We start from the raw sequence: 15,161 nt of genomic DNA, 5'->3' as shown, positions 1-15,161 counted from the left end.
GTCAGCGGCACCATGCAGGCCCACGCTTTGTCACACCGCGTCCCGACCTGGCCCTGGCTGGCTCTGGTGGTCTTGGCTGCCGCCCTGTATCTCTTCGGCTTGGGCAGCTTTTATGCACCCACCAATGGCGATGAGATGGTCTACATCCACATCGCCCGCATGACGGCCGAGAGCGGCCACTGGCTGCCGCTGCAGTCCGAGCTCATCGGCACCCGCAACACCAAGCCACCGCTGCTGATCTGGCAGGCTATGGTGGCCGGTGGCTGGGGCCAGCACTGGAGCCTGTTTACGCTGCGCATGCCCAGCATCGTCTACACCTTCGCTACCACCGCGCTGTTGGCCTTCTTTGCCCACCGCATGGCGCCTGCGCCGGGCAAGCTGCGCACCGCCTGCATTGCCGCGGCGCTGTACCTGCTGTACTTTTCAACCTTCCGCTACGGCCGCGTGTACCTCACCTCGGCGCCCGAGACCTTCTGGCTGGCGCTGCCCATGTGGTGGCTGCTGTGGCTGCACCTGCGTACAACCCATCCCACCTCCCCCGCCCAACAACTGGGCGCAGTGGCCTACACGCTGATCGGCATCGCCATGGGCCTGGGCGCGGCCTACAAGTCGTTTGCGCTGGTGGCGCCCACGGCCGCTGCCCTGTGGTGTGCCGTGCTGCTGAGCGAACCCCGGAACTGGCGCAGCACGCTGCGCACCACCGCGGGTGTGACCTGGAGCGCGGTGCTGGGCCTGGGCATCTTTGCGCTGTGGTTTGTGCTGGACCCCAACCCGGCCGAGGTGTGGCAGGAATTTGTGGTGGCCGAGAACGCCGGCAAGATGTCCAGCAGCATGGGCTACTGGCAGGCCGCACTCTACGGCGCTTACCCCATGTGGACGCAGCTGCTAGCCTACCCGGCCAACGGCGGCCTGCTGGCGCTGCCGGTGCTGGGCTTCTGCCTGCAGGCCTTGGCGCGCGGCTGGCGCCCGCGACAGTACGCACAACTCAACCCCGCGCTATGGGTGTTGCTGGCCTGGCTGGTAGTTTGGCTGGTGGTGTTCACCATTCCCAACCAACGCTCGGAGCGCTATGTGATTCCGGCCATGCCGGCGCTGGCCATCGCCATGGCGTTGCTCTGGGACCGGTTGCACCGCGTCTGGTTCGCGGCCACGCTGCTCATCACGGTGCCTGCGCTGGTGATGCTGGGTCGCATTGGCTGGGTCATGGGTAGCCTGGGCATGGCAAGCACCACGGAAGTTGCTATGACTTTGCTAGCTGCTACCGCAGGATTGGCGGGGGCTACGGCCGGATTTATCCGTTTTTCCTGGGTGCGCAACGCCACGCTGCTGGCCTGCCTGGCGGTGTACGGATGCTTCACGCTGATGGTGCAACCGATCTCGGGCGACGACGCGGGGTACAGCGCAGCGGTGCAAAGCCAGATGCGCGGCCAGCGACTGGCCGTGCCCAACGGATTCACCGGCCAGTACGAGCGCTTCCACTTTGTGCTGCCCGGCGCACGCATCACGCCCTATGACGCCGAAGGTCGCAACACCGGCGCGCTCTACCCCGAGATGCCGCCCGCCGAACGACTGGACCGTTTGCTCACGGAGTTTGACGCCGTGGTGTGGCTGCAAGACGAACTGGATGAACAACCCAGCTGCCTGCCCCGCTGCAACCTGGTGGCGCAGCGCTGGCATGTCAAAAGCCGCCACAAGGACGGTGAGGTGACGCTGGACAACCTGTGGCAACCCCAGCAATGGTTGTTCCGCCGGGAGTGGCTGCTAACCCCCGCCACCAGCCATTGATCAGTACTGCAGCGTCGCCACGGCACGCAGTTCTTCGGGCGTAGTGCTGGGCAGGCCAAAGAACTCCAGGTACGCCGGGATCTGCTCGAACAGCATGTCCGAGCCCACCTGCACCCGGCAACCACGAGCCTGTGCGGCGGCCAAGAAGGCCGTGGTTTCCGACTTCATGACCACCTCGCCCACAAAGGTGCGGGGCGACAGGTGTGATACGTCCAGCGGCATGGCATCCCCCGCGTTCATGCCCAGCGGCGTGGCATTCACCACCAGGTCAAAACCCACAGGGTCGGTAGAGCCCGTCGTCACGTCTAACGCCGGGTAGTGCTGGCGCAGCCGATCCGCCAAGCCTTCTGCGGCCTCGGGATTTACGTCGAACAAAGCCAGTGCCGACAGCCCCTCCGCCGCCAGCGAGGCTGCAATGGCCGAGCCCACGCCGCCACTCCCCACCACCAGCGCGCGCGCACCTCGGAGCACCAAGCCCTTGCGCAACACGCCGCGCACAAAGCCGGCACCGTCAAACATATCGCCCTGCAGCTGCCCATCTGCCCCCAAGCGCACCGCGTTGCAGGCCCCCGCAATGGCAGCAGTGGGCGACAGCTCGTCCACCAGCCCCGTGGTGGGCACCTTGTGCGGCATGGTGATCAGCGCACCGCGGATGTTGGAGAGCTTGAACAGGCTGCGTAGAAACCCGGCGTAGTCCGGGCCCTTGCAGCTCATGGGCACCACCACCACATTGGCCCCAGCTTTTTCAAACCAGGGGTTGTAGATCATGGGCGCCTTGAACGCATGGGTGGGAAAACCGATGTGCGCAATCAGCTCGGTGTGGCCGGAAATGATCATCGCGGGACCACCTTGCAGGTCCTCGTGACCTTGGCATCGGTGCGCTGGGCTCCCAAGCCGTGGGGCATCACTGTGTGGATAGTCACGTGTTCAATGACCCAGGATGTCACCAAGGAAAGCCTTGGTGCGTTCATGTTTCGGGTTCTGGAAAAAAGTGGCAGGCGGGCCTTCTTCCAGAATCTTGCCTTCGGCCATGAAGATGACGCGGTCTGCAACGGCGCGGGCAAAACCCATTTCATGCGTCACGCAGATCATGGTCATCCCCTCCTCGGCCAGCGACACCATGGTGTCCAGCACTTCCTTCACCATCTCGGGATCGAGCGCCGACGTGGGCTCGTCAAACAGCATCACTTTGGGCTCCATGCACAGGGCGCGGGCAATGGCGACACGCTGCTGCTGCCCGCCCGAGAGTTGCGCCGGGTACTTGTCGGCCTGGTTGAGGATGCGCACGCGGTCCAGCAGGCGGCGTGCCGTGGCCTCGGCCTTGTCACGCGTCTGCTTCAGCGTGTGGATGGGCGAGAGCATGCAGTTCTCCAGCACCGTCAAATGCGGAAACAGGTTGAACTGCTGAAAGACCATGCCCACTTCGGCACGCACCGCGCTGATGGCCTTGGCGTCACTGTTCAGCGCAATGCCACCCACCAGCACCCGGCCCTTGGAATAGGTCTCCAAATGGTTGATGCAGCGAATGAGGGTGGACTTGCCCGACCCCGAAGGGCCGCACAGAACAATCTTTTCACCGGGCATGACCGACAGGTTCACGTCGGTCAGGGCCTGGTATTGGCCGTACCACTTGTCCACGTGCTCCATCACGATCATGGGCGTAGCTTCGTTGGTGATGGTGCTGTTGGCTTGGCTCATGGCACGGGCGCTTTCTGTTCGGCGGTTGGCTTATTTGGCAACGAAGGGCACACCTTCGATGCTGGCAGGGAAGTTCAACATGGAAGAACCCATCCACTTCTGCTGCACCTTGGCCAGTTCGCCGTTGGCCTTGATCTTGTCGATGAAGGCGTTCAGCGCAACGTTCAGGTCCTTGTCTTCCAGACGCGAGCAGGCGCCGTTGAACAGGGGTTTGAATTCCAGTTTGTTTTCGTAGGTGTTCGGCGTGGCTTCGTTCAGGCGCTTCACGTAGAACACGTTGGCACCCACAGCCTGCACCTGGCCTGACAGCAGCGCCTGGATGGTGGCGGCGTCGTTGTCAAAGCGGCGGATGGTGGTGCCCGCTGGCGCATGGGCGGTGACTTCCGTGTCCTGCACGGCTGCGCGCGGCACGCCGATCACCAGCTTGCCCATGTCCGCGTCGGTCTTGACAACGGTGGTCTTGGCGGCCACCAGGTAGATACCGTTGGCCACATAGGGCTTGCTGTACTGCACCGCCTTGGCACGTTCAGGCAGCATGGCCATGGTGGCAAACAGCACATCCACGCGGCCGGAGGTCAGCGCGGGAATGCGGTTGGCCACTTCCAGGCCCACGAACTCCACTTGGACACCCAGCTCTTTGGCAAACAGCTTGCCCATGTCCGCATCGATACCGTCGGCGTTGCCGGTGGTGGCGTCCACAAAGCCCCAAGGTGCATTGGCCGCCTGGATGCCGACTACCAGCTTGCCCTTGGCCTTGATTTCAGCCGGCGTGACGGCCGATGCCGATTGGGTGAACAAGGCCGATGCGGCGATCAGTGTCGCAGCGGCACCCAGCAGCATCCGGCGATGTTTCAGGGAAGTGGGCGTGGTTGTCATATCAAGTGTCTCCAGTGTTGTACGTTCAGGTTGCAGATGCGGTGAGGTTCAGGTGCGTGCCAGGGCCGATCACCGGGCGGCGGTGGCAAGTTTGCGTTCCAGTCGCGAGCCAAAGAGGGACAGCGGCCAGCACATGGCGAAGTACAAGGCGCCCACAATTCCATAGACCACCAGCGGCTGGAAGGTCTGGTTGGATACGATGCTGCCGCTGCGCGCCAGCTCGGCAAACCCGACGATGGCTGCCAGTGACGTGCCCTTGATGAGCTGCACCAGAAAACCCACCGTGGCCGGCAACGAGATGCGAATGGCCTGCGGCAGCACCACCTTCTTCATGCGGGTGAAGTAGCTGATGCCCAGCGCGTTGGCGGCTTCCGTCTGGCCGCGGGGCACGGCTTCAATGGAGCCGCGCCAGATCTCGCCCAGGAAGGCGCTGGCATGCAGCGTAAAGCCAATGGCCACCGACACCCAGGCATCGAGCTTCAGGCCGATCAGCGCCAACCCGTAATAGGTAACGAACAGCTGCATCAGCAGGGGGGTGCCCTGGAACACGGCGATGTAGGCGCCCGTGGCACGTCGCAGCACCGGGATGTCCGAAGTGCGGGCCAGTGCAATCGCCAAACCAGCGATAGCGCCGAGGACCAGACCGATGAGGGACAGTGCAATGGTCCACTGCGAGCCCTTCAGCAGGAACAGGAATTCCGGGATTGTGATGGAGTGCATTTATTTCACCGGATAGCTGAAGAAGCGTTTTCCAAGCTGGCCAAAGCCCATCAGCATCAGCGTGGAAATGGCCAAGTACAGAACCGTGACAGTCCCATAGACTTCGAAGCTCTTGAACGAATCGGACTCAATGCGCTGCGCCACCGAGGTCAGTTCGTAAGCCGAGATGGCCGAGGCAATACTGGTCGTCAGCGTCAACAGGATGAACTGGCTGACCAGCGACGGGTAAATGGTGCGCAGTGCGGGCTTGAGCACGACCAGCCGGAAGATCTGCAGTTTTTGCAGACCCAGCGCCAAGCCGGCTTCGATCTGCCCCTTGTTGATGGCCTGCACACCGCCGCGGATGATCTCGATGGCGTAGGCACCGCCATTCACGCCCAGGGCGATGATGGCTGTCGGCGTAGGGTCCAGCCGAATCCCGGCCAGCGGCAAGGCAAAGAAGACAAAGTAGATCTGCACCAGAAACGGCGTGTTGCGAATGACCTCCACAAAGGTGGCCACGGCCCAGCGCACGACCGCAATGGGCGAGTCCCGCAGGACCACGCCCACAATGCCAATGGCGGTGGCCAGCAGCATGCCGGCCAGTGCCAATCCCATGGTGCCGGCACATCCCCAGAGCAGGTCTGGCAGTCCGGCAATGACCGGACCAAAGTCAAACTTGTATTCCATGACGCCTTCTGTTGTGTTCAGTCGAGCCGCCTTTTTCTGTATGGCTCCCAAATAATGTACTAACTGGTTAGTTTTATATTCACAGGGATAACCCTATGCCAAGAATCGATTCTGGCTACAACTGTTATGCCGGAAGTGAATTACGCGCGCACGAAGCGCACCACCATCTCGGTGATGCTGTCGCGGCGGGCAGCAGACTGGGCGGTTTGCGCCTTGTCCTTGAAGATCAGCCCGAAGGTATGGCGGTTGGAAACATTGAAAAACGCCAGCGCCGAGATGGAGGCGTGGATGTCCACCGGGTCCAGCCCGGGCCGGAAGATTTTTTGCTGCACACCCCGGTCATAGAGCGAACGGATAGCCTGGATGGCCGGCACATTGAGCTTCTGGATAGAGCGGCTTTGCGCCAGGTAGGCCCCCTGCTCGATGTTCTCGTTCATCACCAGGCGGATGAAATCCTCGTTGCTGGCGTGCTGGTCAAAGGTGAATTCGACCAGCCGGCGCAGTGCGGCTTCGGGCTCCAGGTCTTCCAGGTGCAGCGCCCCCTCGATCTCGCGCATGCGGCGGTACGACTCCTCCAGCACGGCCAGGTACAGGCCTTCCTTGCTGCCGTAGTAGTAGTAAATCATGCGCTTGCTCGTGTGCGTAGCCTCGGCAATCGCGTCGATGCGCGCACCACTCAGGCCCTTGGCCGCAAACTCCTGGGTCGCCACCGCCAGAATGCCGGCCATGGTGCGCGCCGGGTCATTGGTCCGCGAGGGCGCCGTGGCCTTCTTCGCCGCCGCAGTGACCTTGGCCTTGGCCGGGCTGCGCGCCTTGGCAGTCCCCGCAGAATGTACTGACTGGTTCATTCCGCGAGTATAGGAGGCTGCCTGCTTACCCCCAGAGCACCGAGCGCATGGAGATCGATGCGGACTGAAACCCGGTGTTGAAGAAGCGCGGCATTTCACTGGCGCGCGCCGCGCCGGCCGCGTACAACAGGGGCAGGTAATGGTCGTACGAAGGATGGGCCTGCTGGGCCACGGTACCCAGCGACTGGAAGTTGGGCAACGCGTCCAGCTGGCCGCGCTTGATCTGGTTTTGCACCACGGTGTCGAATTCTGTGGCCCAGTCATAGGCCTCGTTGGCGGCGGTTCCTTCGCGGGTGGCGCGCAGGTTGTGCACGATGTTGCCGCTGCCCACAATGAGCACGCCCCGCTCGCGCAGCGCCTGCAGCTGCCGGCCCAGCGCGTAGTGCTCGGCCGGCGCGCGGCTGTAGTCCATGCTGAGCTGCATCACGGGAATATCCGCCTTGGGGAACATGGGCTTGAGCACCGACCACGTGCCGTGGTCCAGGCCCCACTGCTGCGCGTCTACGCCCAGGGGCGCGCCGGTCGCAGGCGACTTGAGTGCGCTGGCCAGGCTGCGTGCGACGGCTGGCGCACCGGGCGCAGGGTACTGCGCCTCCTGCAGCTCGCGCGGGAAGCCACCAAAGTCATGGATGGTGCGGGGTTCTGCCATGCCAGTGAGCTGCCAGCCCGGCGTGAGCCAATGGGCCGAGATACACAGGATGAGCTGCGGCCGAACACCTCGCGCCAGCAACTCCTTGCCCATGGCCTGCCAGCTGCGTCGCCAGGCGTTGTCTTCGATCGCGTTCATCGGGCTGCCATGGCCCACAAACAGCACCGGCATGCGCGGCGAAGGCTTGAGCACCTGCAGCAGCGGCTGGCTGGCGGCGCTGGCCAGTGCAGTGGTGAGGAGGCCGGGAAAAGCGGCCAGGGCGGCCAAGGTGTGTCTGCGGTGCATGGGCTTATGGAGCCACGGATGCGCGCGAAGTTCCCCGTGCCAGTACCCCTTTGGCGCCGACTACTACGTCAATAGTCTCTCTATCCCCCGTCAATATTGGGCAAATGGCTACTAATTTAATAGCGCCGCAACACCACGCGCAGCAGGTATCCGTGCAGCCCCAGCCAGAGCCAGGGGTCCAGCACCGCATCCCACACATTGCCTGTGGGCAGGCGCAGCGCCACAAAGGCCACCATGGCGAGCGGTACCACCCAGGCCACGGGCCTGCGGCCTACCTGGGTGCTGGAGAGCACCAGCCCCAGGCTGACCCAGGCCACCAGCGCCACGGCCAGCGGGCTGAAACCCCAAGCATAGAGCGACGCCGGCAGGGGCAGCAACGCAAAGGCATCGAGCAGCAGCGCCCAACCCATCAGCACCCCCGCAAATGCCAGCGGTGCCAGGCCTCGCGTGGGCTGCGGGGGGCGGCGCGTGGCCCAGGGCGGCGGTGCCTTGCGCAGCTGGCGCACCAGCAGGCGTGTGCACAACAGCGCCAGCACCAGGCTGGGCTGCTGGAACGCCAGCCCCAACCAGAACGCCGGCGACCAGGGGTCGGGCAGCCACATGCTGGCGACGATCATTGCGGCCACGGCCAACAGGACAGCCCGGTGCGGGTTCCACAGCTTCACCAGCACACACCCCAGCCAGGCCGCTACCACACCCCAGCCCAAGTGCAGCCACATTTGGGTTGCGCACAGTGCGGGCAGTGCAGGGGCGTCCGTGGCCACCGCCGTGGCCGCCAGATGCAGCACTCCGCTCCAAAGGCTTTCCGGGCTCATGGCTTGCCTCCGGCAGTGGCCGCAAAGCGTTGCCAGCCCAAACGCTGGCGGTCCACGGTGTAGCTGACCCAGAGGTTGCCGTCCGCCCAGGCCAGTGCGGGGTAAGAAAACTCGTCCTCGACCCCACCTTTCTCCAGCGTTTGCAGCAGGCTCCAGTGGACGCCATCGGCGCTGTGGCTCAGGTCCAGCTGTGCCCTTGAGCCCACTGACGAATTGTGGGCCAGCAGCAATTGTCCCGGCGCCAACGCCAGGCCACCGACCGCAGCATCGGGGTTGTCCAAGGCCAAGTCGGGCAGGTCGCGCCAGTGCCTGCCGCCATCGTCGGTTTGCGCGGCCAGCACCTTGCCTTGCGCACGCTCATCCCGCAGCAGCGCCAGCCACTGCGTGGGCGACTGGGCCAGCAGCGTGGGCTGCAGCGCATAGGGCCGCGGCGAAATACGCACCAGCCCCTTGAAGTTGCCATCTGCATCAAAACGCAGCGCGGCCGGGTATTTGATGCCCAGCTCGAAATGCACGGGCAGCACCATGCCGCCGTCGGCCAGCGGCAGTGGCGCGTTGCGCACCAGGTAGCTGGTGTTCCACAGCCACGACAGCGGTAGCACGCCCACGGGCTCAAAACTCAAGTCCGACAGAGTCTGCGGCGCGCTGCTCTGGCGCAGGTGGAGTACGCGGCTGGCGGCCCAGCCGCCCCAGCCCGTGGCCACCACAAACAGGTGAATGCGGCCCTGGCCATCGCGCCAAGCCACGGGGTTGCCCAGCCGGCGCAGGCCAAATCCGATGTCGTCGCCCACACGGTGGCGGTTCACCACAAAACGCGGAGGCGACCAGGCCTGGGTGGCACGGTCAAACTGCGAGGCCGCAATCTGCACCAGTGGCCCGCTTTCACGCTCGCCAGAGAACCAGAACACGGTCAGTGCGAACGGACTCTCGGGCGGCATAACCAGCAGGCTGCTGGCGTGGGCCGCCGCGGTACCCGGCGGCATGGGGATGGTGCCTTGTGCCACACGGTGCAACTGGGCCGCGCGTGGCCCCGCTCCCGCCGCCACGGGCGACACAGCCTGCGCAGGCATGGGCAACGCAGGCCGCTGCACCAGCTCGGCCGCCAGCACCGCCGCCGCAATGGCCAAGGCACCCAGGCCGCGAAAGAAACGCGAGGAAAGCAACATGCGCCGATCTTAGTGGCAGGGATGTGGACATTCCGCAGGCCGCCGGCAAAAAGCACCGACGGCAGAGACAATAGGAGCACTACCGTCGTCTCTTTCCATTTTGGGGTTCCGCATGTCCACCATCCTCTCGCTCGCACCACTGGGTTTCCCCTGGCAAACGATTGATCCTTTTTTGTTTTGCGTACACCACAACGACGCCTACCCTGCGGGCGACGCCCGCATGGCACCCCAGGCCTCATTGGCCGGACGCAATATTGGCCAGGACTTTGCCGGCAAGGACGGCTGGAGCATGTACCACGGCGACACGGTGCCCGGCTTCCCCTCACATCCACACCGCGGTTTTGAGACCGTGACCATCGTACGCCGCGGGCTCATCGACCATTCCGACTCGCTGGGTGCCACCGCGCGCTTTGGCGGTGGCGATGTGCAGTGGCTGACCGCGGGCAAAGGCATCGTGCACTGCGAGATGTTCCCTCTGGTGCACGCCGACCAGCCCAACCCCACCGAGTTGTTCCAGATCTGGCTAAACCTGCCCGCCAAAAGCAAGATGGTGGAGCCGCACTTCACCATGTTCTGGCACGAGAGCATTCCGCGCACCACCGCCACCGATGCCAATGGCCGCACGACCGAGGTGGTGTGTATTGCTGGCGCTTTAGGCGACCAGCGCGGCCTGCCACCCCCGCCCGACTCCTGGGCCAGCGAGTCCGACAGCGACTTGGCCATCTACACCATCAAGCTCAGCCCCGGCGCCACCTGGACCCTGCCGGGCGCCACCAACGCAGCCACACGTCGCCAGCTGTACTTCTTCCAGGGCGGCGCGCTGACCGTGGCCGGTCAGGCTGTGCCCGTCAAGTCCGTGCTGGAAGTGCGCGCCACCGATGACTGCACCTTGGTGAATGGCGATGTGGAGAGCGAGCTGCTGGTGCTGCAAGGCCGCCCGATTGGCGAGCCCGTGGCACAGTACGGCCCGTTTGTGATGAACACCCAGCAAGAGATTCACCAGGCTTTTGCTGACTACCGCCGCACCGAGTTTGGCGGCTGGCCCTGGGGCGCAAGCGACCCCGTGCACCCGCGCGACAAGGGCCGCTTTGCCAAGCACGCGGACGGCAAAGTGGAAGAACGTTGAGGGGCGCTAGCCCTTCGTCGCGTTCACCCCAAACGCCTCCACCAGCCCCGCCATCGCCGCACCGGCCTGTGTGCCCAGGCCGTGCAGCCCCTGCTTCACGGTTACTTGGTTAACCTCAGATTGGTTCTGGCTGACCTTCCATTTGCCTGTCAGCGCATCGATGGGAATCTCGATGCCCACCACCGCGCCCAGCAGCGTGTCGGTGTAGTCGGTCGGCGCATCGTCCACACGCCAGGGGTGGGACATGCCGGTCTCCTGCTGACCGGTCAGCTCCACCATTTGCGCACGTAGCCAGGCCGCGTCGTCATGGATCTGCAGCGTGCCACGGGCGTGCACCACGGCATAGTTCCACGTGGGCACCACCTTGCCGTGCTCGGCCTTGCTGGCGTACCAGCCGGGGCTGATGTAGTGCTGCGGGCCCTGGAAGATGGCCAGCACGGGTATGGAGAGATCGGTGTCGCGCCAGAGGCGGTTGGCGCGTGCCACGTGGCCTACCAGCGTGGGGCGCACCACACCCTGGGTGCGCAGGTAGAGAGGAATGTGGTTGGCCTCCAGCCCCTGCGTAGTCCAGGTCACCAGCGTGGTCAGCGGGTGGCTGCGCAGCAGCGCGTGCAACACCTCGGGGCGGGTTTCTTCAAATGGGCTGTTGTTGTACATGGGCCTCGCCTATTGCATGGTCAGGTTCAGTTCGGCCTGTGGCTTGGCATCGGCCACGGGGCCACCGGTCTTGATGGCACCCAGGAACAGGCGCTCGGCCGGCACTTTCTGGGTGGCCAGGTAGTCCTTCACGGCCACGCCGCGCTGCAGCGCCAGTTCGCGGATGGTGTCGTCGGTGACGGTGATGTTGGCCAGCAGCAGCGCTTCCATGTCAGGCACTTCGATGTCCTTGGTCAGGCCCACCAGGTTGCGCGGCTTGGTGATGTCGGCCCGGCGGTACACGGCGCGCAGCAGCACCGGCATCTCTTCTGGCGTGTAGCCGGCCACGTTGGCAGCGTCTTCGCCCTGGCCACTGGCACGGCGGCGTTTCTCGGCCAGCAGCAAGCCCTTGAGTTTTTCGCGCTTCACGGCCTCGCGCTCGGCCTCCAGCTGGGCCTGGCCCACCACGGTGAGCTTAAGCGCGGGGCGCTCCACCAGCGCCTTGGCCACCTTGTCCAGGCCAGTGCGTGCGGCATCGTTGAGCACGCCGCTGCCCGGTGCAAACGCCACGGTGCTGAGCTCTGAACTACTGCCACCGCCAAACGCGTTGGCCAGCAAGCTGAAGGGCGAGGTGATGGCTTTCACCACCAGGTTGGTGATGACCTTCCAGATCACCGGGCCGATGCGGAACTGAGGGTCATTGATCGAGCCGCTGATGGGCAGGTCCAGGTCAATCACACCGTTGCGGTCAGCCAGCAAGGCCACCGCCAACTTCACGGGCAGGCTGTTGGGCGCGCCCTCCACCTTGTCGCCAAAGCTCAGTTGGTTCAGCACCAGCTTGTTGCTGGCGGTGAGCTGGCCATTGGGCTGCACGGCGTAATGCACGTCCACGCTGAGCTTGCCGCGTTCGATGCCATAGCCCGCGTATTTCACGGCGTAGGGCGAGAGCGGTGGCAGCTCCAGGTCACGCACCTTGCCGGCAATATCCAGCGCCAACGGCTTCGCCAGAGGGTTGAGCTTGCCGGTGATCTCCAGCGAAGCGGTACCCTCGGCGCGGCCGCGCAGCTCCAGGTCGGCCAGCTGCACAGCGCCATTGCTAGGCTGGCTGGAGAACTGGCTGAGCTTGCCGGTCAGGTCACTCAAGTCGGCCGTGTAGTTGGGCTGGATGAATCGGTCCGAGAACAGCACCTTGCCGTTCACCAGGCTGATGGGGCCCACGGTGATGAGGGCATCAGGCGTGGCGCTGGCCGCCACTGCTGCAGATGCCACCGGTGCGGGCGCAGTGCTGGCGGCGGCATCAGCCTGCGCAGGTGTCTTCATCAGATCCTGCAGGTTCAGCCGCCCTGCGGGGCTGACGATGAGGCGCGCATAAAAGTCGGACAGCGCGGCCTCACGCACGGCCACGCGGGTGGCCGTGCCAGGCGCCATCGCCAGGTCAATGCCGGGCACGTTCAGCGCCTTCCAGCTCAGCAGCTCCTCGGCAATGCCGCCGCTGGGGCCCTGCACAGTGTTGGCACGGAAGTCCTCCAGCTGAGCGTCACCTTTCAGCGTCACCTCGGGGCCCTTGGGCGTACTGGCGAAGCGGAGCTGGCCCTTGAAGCTGGCGTCGGCGCGCAGCACGTCCAGGTTGATCTGGTCGGCAAAGTACGGCACCAGCGCGTGGGCGGGCAGTTCCAGCAGCTCCACACTGCCCTGCACCTGCACCGGGTCCCACGCTGCGGTACCCTGGTAGCGCAGGCTGCCGGCATCAGCCTGTCCAGACTTCACCTGAGCGCTCAGCGTCACCGGTACGGGCTTTTTGCCATCCAGCTGCGCGTCCTTTACCAGTAGGTTCAGGGCCGACACCTCCAATCGCACGGGGCGCGCGTGGGTACGGTCAGACACCACGGCACTGGCGTCCTGCACATGCAGTTCGCCCAGCGCCACCTTCCATGGGGCGCCCGCGGCAGCTGGTTTTTCTGGCGCTGCTGCAGGTGCGGGTGCGGCCGTGGGCTTGAGCCAGCTCTGGAACATCCATTGCCCATCGGCCTCGCGGCGCACGCCAGTGCTGGCGCGTTGCAGCAGCAGCTTGCCGATGCGCGCACTGCGCGCCGTGGGGTCGGCCTGCACATCGGTGAGCTCCAGCAACTTGAACTGCGGCAGGTCCGACGACGAGGGACCATTGCCGCCCCGGCCTGTGCCATCAGCCGCGGCGGACTTGGCGCCCACCAGTGCCGCGTCGCGCACAGCCAGGCGCTGCGCCGTGGCCTTGACCTGGTCACCCTGCCAGCTGGCGCCCAACTGGGCGTCCAGCAAGCCACGCAGCGTGGGCACCAGAAACTGGGCCGTGTAGGGCGTGGCCAGCGCCAGCGGCAGGTCGTTCACGGTGGCCTCGGCGGTGCCCTGCCGCAGCGTGCCGCCCAGCTTGAGGCCCAGGCGGGCCGGCGTGCCCTTGGCAGACACGGTGGCCGAGGCTTCGGCGGTGGCGGGCTTGTCCATGGGCCATTGCAGGCCCTGGGCGGTCAGTGCTACGTCGGCCAGCGCCAGCTTGGCCGCAGGCTGGGTCTGTTGGTCCAGCCAATCCACCGTTCCGCCGGCCAACTCCAGGCGGTCCAACTGCAGAGCCCAAGGGGCCGGTGCAAGCGCTGCCGAGGAGGTTGCGGCTGGCACTTGAGCGTCTTTTTGGCTTGCAGCCCCCGTGGAATCTGCAGTTACAGCTACTTTTTTAGGAGCATTTTGGACCGGCTTGCCGGAAACAAAGTCCAGATTCAGGTGACCGTTGTGCGTGCGGGCCACCTGCAAGTGCGGGTTGGTGATGGTCAGGGCCGAGAGCTTGACCGAGCGCTCCAGCGGCCGCACATCGGCCAGCTCGGTGCGCACGGTGTCTACCGCCAGCAGCGGTGCGCCCGCCGTATCAGCCACTGCCAGGCGGCTCAGGGTCACAGTGCCCGAGAGGCTAACCGCGGTTGCCGGGGTTTGCACAAAACCGACCTTGAGTTCGGCATCCACCACCGCGCCCTGCAGCTGAACCGGCAGGCCGGCCGGCAGGTAGCCCAGGTAGGGTTTCAGGTCCAACTGGCTGATCTTGATCTGCGCCTCGCCCTTGCGGGTCTGGGCAAACGGCGTGCCCTGGGCGGCCGTGTCAAACGCGCTGCCGTTGAGCACAAAGGCCAGGCGCGGCGACACCAGCACGTCGCGCTGCGAATCGAAGTTGCTCAGAAACGGAACGCTGAGCTGCAGGTCGCGCAGCGTGTGCTGGCGTACGGGGCCCTTGAGGCTCTGGTCCGCGTAGTCCACGCTGCCACCGGTCAGCGTCACGTTGTAGACCGCGAAGCGGGGCAAGGGGCCGGGTGGTGTGTCCGACGGCGCGCTCAGGCGCTGCACGATGTCATCCACATCGTAGTGGCCATTGCCCAGGTGGGTGAGCTGCAACGTGGGGCCCTCCACCGTCACCGCGTCCACCACGGGTGCCAAGCGCAGCAGCGACTGCAGCTCGGCATCCACATAGATGCGGGCCACGCTGAACTGCGGGCCGCTGCCGTCCGCCTTGGCCACCGCCAGATCGCGCAGCGTGAGTTCCAGCGACCAGGGTGCAAAGTCCACCGCACCCACCGTCACCGTGCGGCCCAGCAGCGCCGTCAGGCGGCTTTGTGCTTGGCTTTTGAGCAATGGGGGCACCGCCAGCCACGCCAGGCACCAGAACGACACCAGCCCAGCAACGGACCATGCGAGCCGGCGCAACCAAGTGAAGGTACGGGGAGAAAAAGAGGTCATGGCACAACGGTTCCTAAAGGCTTAGACGCGGCACCACCGTGCCCAGCCAGGATGGTAACGGGCCGCCACGACAACCACAGCCATTGACCTGCATCAAGTGCGTTGGCCGTCTACCGTGGGAAGCTTGCACAGCCC

General features: G+C 65.0%; 13 protein-coding genes. 2 read left to right on the top strand and 11 right to left on the bottom strand.

What is annotated here, in order from left to right:
• Nucleotides 1–27 precede the first annotated feature (27 nt).
• Entirely contained in the window at nt 28–1,785 is a 1,758-nt protein-coding gene (locus tag AC07OE_RS00190; protein WP_495068547.1) for an ArnT family glycosyltransferase, read from the top strand.
• Here the strand turns inward: AC07OE_RS00190 and AC07OE_RS00185 are convergent, their stop codons facing one another.
• The 9 genes from AC07OE_RS00185 to AC07OE_RS00145 all read right to left on the bottom strand — a co-directional run bounded on the left by AC07OE_RS00185 (nt 1,786) and on the right by AC07OE_RS00145 (nt 9,511).
• Complete coding sequence (locus AC07OE_RS00185) at nt 1,786–2,619, bottom strand: shikimate dehydrogenase family protein (protein ID WP_495069119.1); 834 nt, start codon at nt 2,617–2,619, stop codon at nt 1,786–1,788. It abuts the gene before it with no gap.
• Between the two features lie 93 nt (nt 2,620–2,712).
• Nucleotides 2,713–3,462, bottom strand: a complete 750-nt coding sequence (locus AC07OE_RS00180) for an amino acid ABC transporter ATP-binding protein (RefSeq protein ID WP_495069118.1) — start codon at nt 3,460–3,462, stop codon at nt 2,713–2,715.
• Between the two features lie 51 nt (nt 3,463–3,513).
• Nucleotides 3,514–4,359, bottom strand: a complete 846-nt coding sequence (locus tag AC07OE_RS00175; RefSeq protein WP_495068546.1) for a transporter substrate-binding domain-containing protein — start codon at nt 4,357–4,359, stop codon at nt 3,514–3,516.
• A gap of 69 nt (nt 4,360–4,428) precedes the next feature.
• Nucleotides 4,429–5,079 carry an amino acid ABC transporter permease gene (locus AC07OE_RS00170; protein WP_495068545.1) on the bottom strand — a complete coding sequence of 217 codons (651 nt, stop codon included), beginning with the start codon at nt 5,077–5,079 and terminating at the stop codon, nt 4,429–4,431.
• Entirely contained in the window at nt 5,080–5,748 is a 669-nt protein-coding gene (locus AC07OE_RS00165; protein ID WP_495068544.1) for an amino acid ABC transporter permease, read from the bottom strand.
• Between the two features lie 140 nt (nt 5,749–5,888).
• Nucleotides 5,889–6,596, bottom strand: coding sequence for a TetR/AcrR family transcriptional regulator (locus AC07OE_RS00160; RefSeq protein WP_495068543.1), 708 nt, complete (start codon nt 6,594–6,596; stop codon nt 5,889–5,891).
• A 25-nt stretch (nt 6,597–6,621) separates the two neighbouring features.
• A complete protein-coding gene (ygiD, locus tag AC07OE_RS00155) occupies nt 6,622–7,530 on the bottom strand; it encodes a 4,5-DOPA-extradiol-dioxygenase (protein WP_495068542.1) in 909 nt (302 codons plus the stop codon).
• A 116-nt stretch (nt 7,531–7,646) separates the two neighbouring features.
• The gene (locus tag AC07OE_RS00150; protein WP_495068541.1) at nt 7,647–8,345 is read right to left on the bottom strand and encodes a hypothetical protein; all 699 of its coding nucleotides are present in this window, start codon (nt 8,343–8,345) and stop codon (nt 7,647–7,649) included.
• Nucleotides 8,342–9,511: an exo-alpha-sialidase gene (locus AC07OE_RS00145; protein WP_495068540.1), complete on the bottom strand. Its 1,170-nt coding sequence runs from the start codon at nt 9,509–9,511 to the stop codon at nt 8,342–8,344. Before AC07OE_RS00145 ends, AC07OE_RS00150 begins: the two co-directional genes overlap by 4 nt.
• 112 nt (nt 9,512–9,623) lie before the next feature.
• Here AC07OE_RS00145 and AC07OE_RS00140 point away from each other — a divergent pair, with 112 nt between their 5' ends.
• Nucleotides 9,624–10,637, top strand: a complete 1,014-nt coding sequence (locus tag AC07OE_RS00140; protein WP_495068539.1) for a pirin family protein — start codon at nt 9,624–9,626, stop codon at nt 10,635–10,637.
• A gap of 6 nt (nt 10,638–10,643) precedes the next feature.
• On the opposite strand, the gene AC07OE_RS00135 is transcribed toward AC07OE_RS00140, so the two are convergent.
• Nucleotides 10,644–11,294: an FMN-binding negative transcriptional regulator gene (locus AC07OE_RS00135; RefSeq protein ID WP_495068538.1), complete on the bottom strand. Its 651-nt coding sequence runs from the start codon at nt 11,292–11,294 to the stop codon at nt 10,644–10,646.
• A gap of 9 nt (nt 11,295–11,303) precedes the next feature.
• On the bottom strand, nt 11,304–15,026 hold the full coding sequence (locus AC07OE_RS00130; RefSeq protein WP_495068537.1) for a DUF748 domain-containing protein: 3,723 nt from the start codon (nt 15,024–15,026) through the stop codon (nt 11,304–11,306).
• Nucleotides 15,027–15,161 lie beyond the last annotated feature (135 nt).

Source organism: Rhodoferax sp. GW821-FHT09E07, assembly GCF_059416145.1.
This window is presented reverse-complemented; position numbering and strand designations above follow the sequence as displayed.

Excerpts from the sequence above, each read along its gene's own strand:
- AC07OE_RS00145 (WP_495068540.1), bottom strand. The coding sequence starts at position 9,511 with ATGTTGCTTTCCTCGCGTTTCTTTCGCGGCCTGGGTGCCTTGGCCATT.
- AC07OE_RS00160 (WP_495068543.1), bottom strand. The coding sequence starts at position 6,596 with ATGAACCAGTCAGTACATTCTGCGGGGACTGCCAAGGCGCGCAGCCCG.
- ygiD (WP_495068542.1), bottom strand. The coding sequence starts at position 7,530 with ATGCACCGCAGACACACCTTGGCCGCCCTGGCCGCTTTTCCCGGCCTC.
- AC07OE_RS00165 (WP_495068544.1), bottom strand. The coding sequence starts at position 5,748 with ATGGAATACAAGTTTGACTTTGGTCCGGTCATTGCCGGACTGCCAGAC.
- AC07OE_RS00150 (WP_495068541.1), bottom strand. The coding sequence starts at position 8,345 with ATGAGCCCGGAAAGCCTTTGGAGCGGAGTGCTGCATCTGGCGGCCACG.
- AC07OE_RS00175 (WP_495068546.1), bottom strand. The coding sequence starts at position 4,359 with ATGACAACCACGCCCACTTCCCTGAAACATCGCCGGATGCTGCTGGGT.
- AC07OE_RS00140 (WP_495068539.1), top strand. The coding sequence starts at position 9,624 with ATGTCCACCATCCTCTCGCTCGCACCACTGGGTTTCCCCTGGCAAACG.
- AC07OE_RS00130 (WP_495068537.1), bottom strand. The coding sequence starts at position 15,026 with ATGACCTCTTTTTCTCCCCGTACCTTCACTTGGTTGCGCCGGCTCGCA.
- AC07OE_RS00135 (WP_495068538.1), bottom strand. The coding sequence starts at position 11,294 with ATGTACAACAACAGCCCATTTGAAGAAACCCGCCCCGAGGTGTTGCAC.
- AC07OE_RS00170 (WP_495068545.1), bottom strand. The coding sequence starts at position 5,079 with ATGCACTCCATCACAATCCCGGAATTCCTGTTCCTGCTGAAGGGCTCG.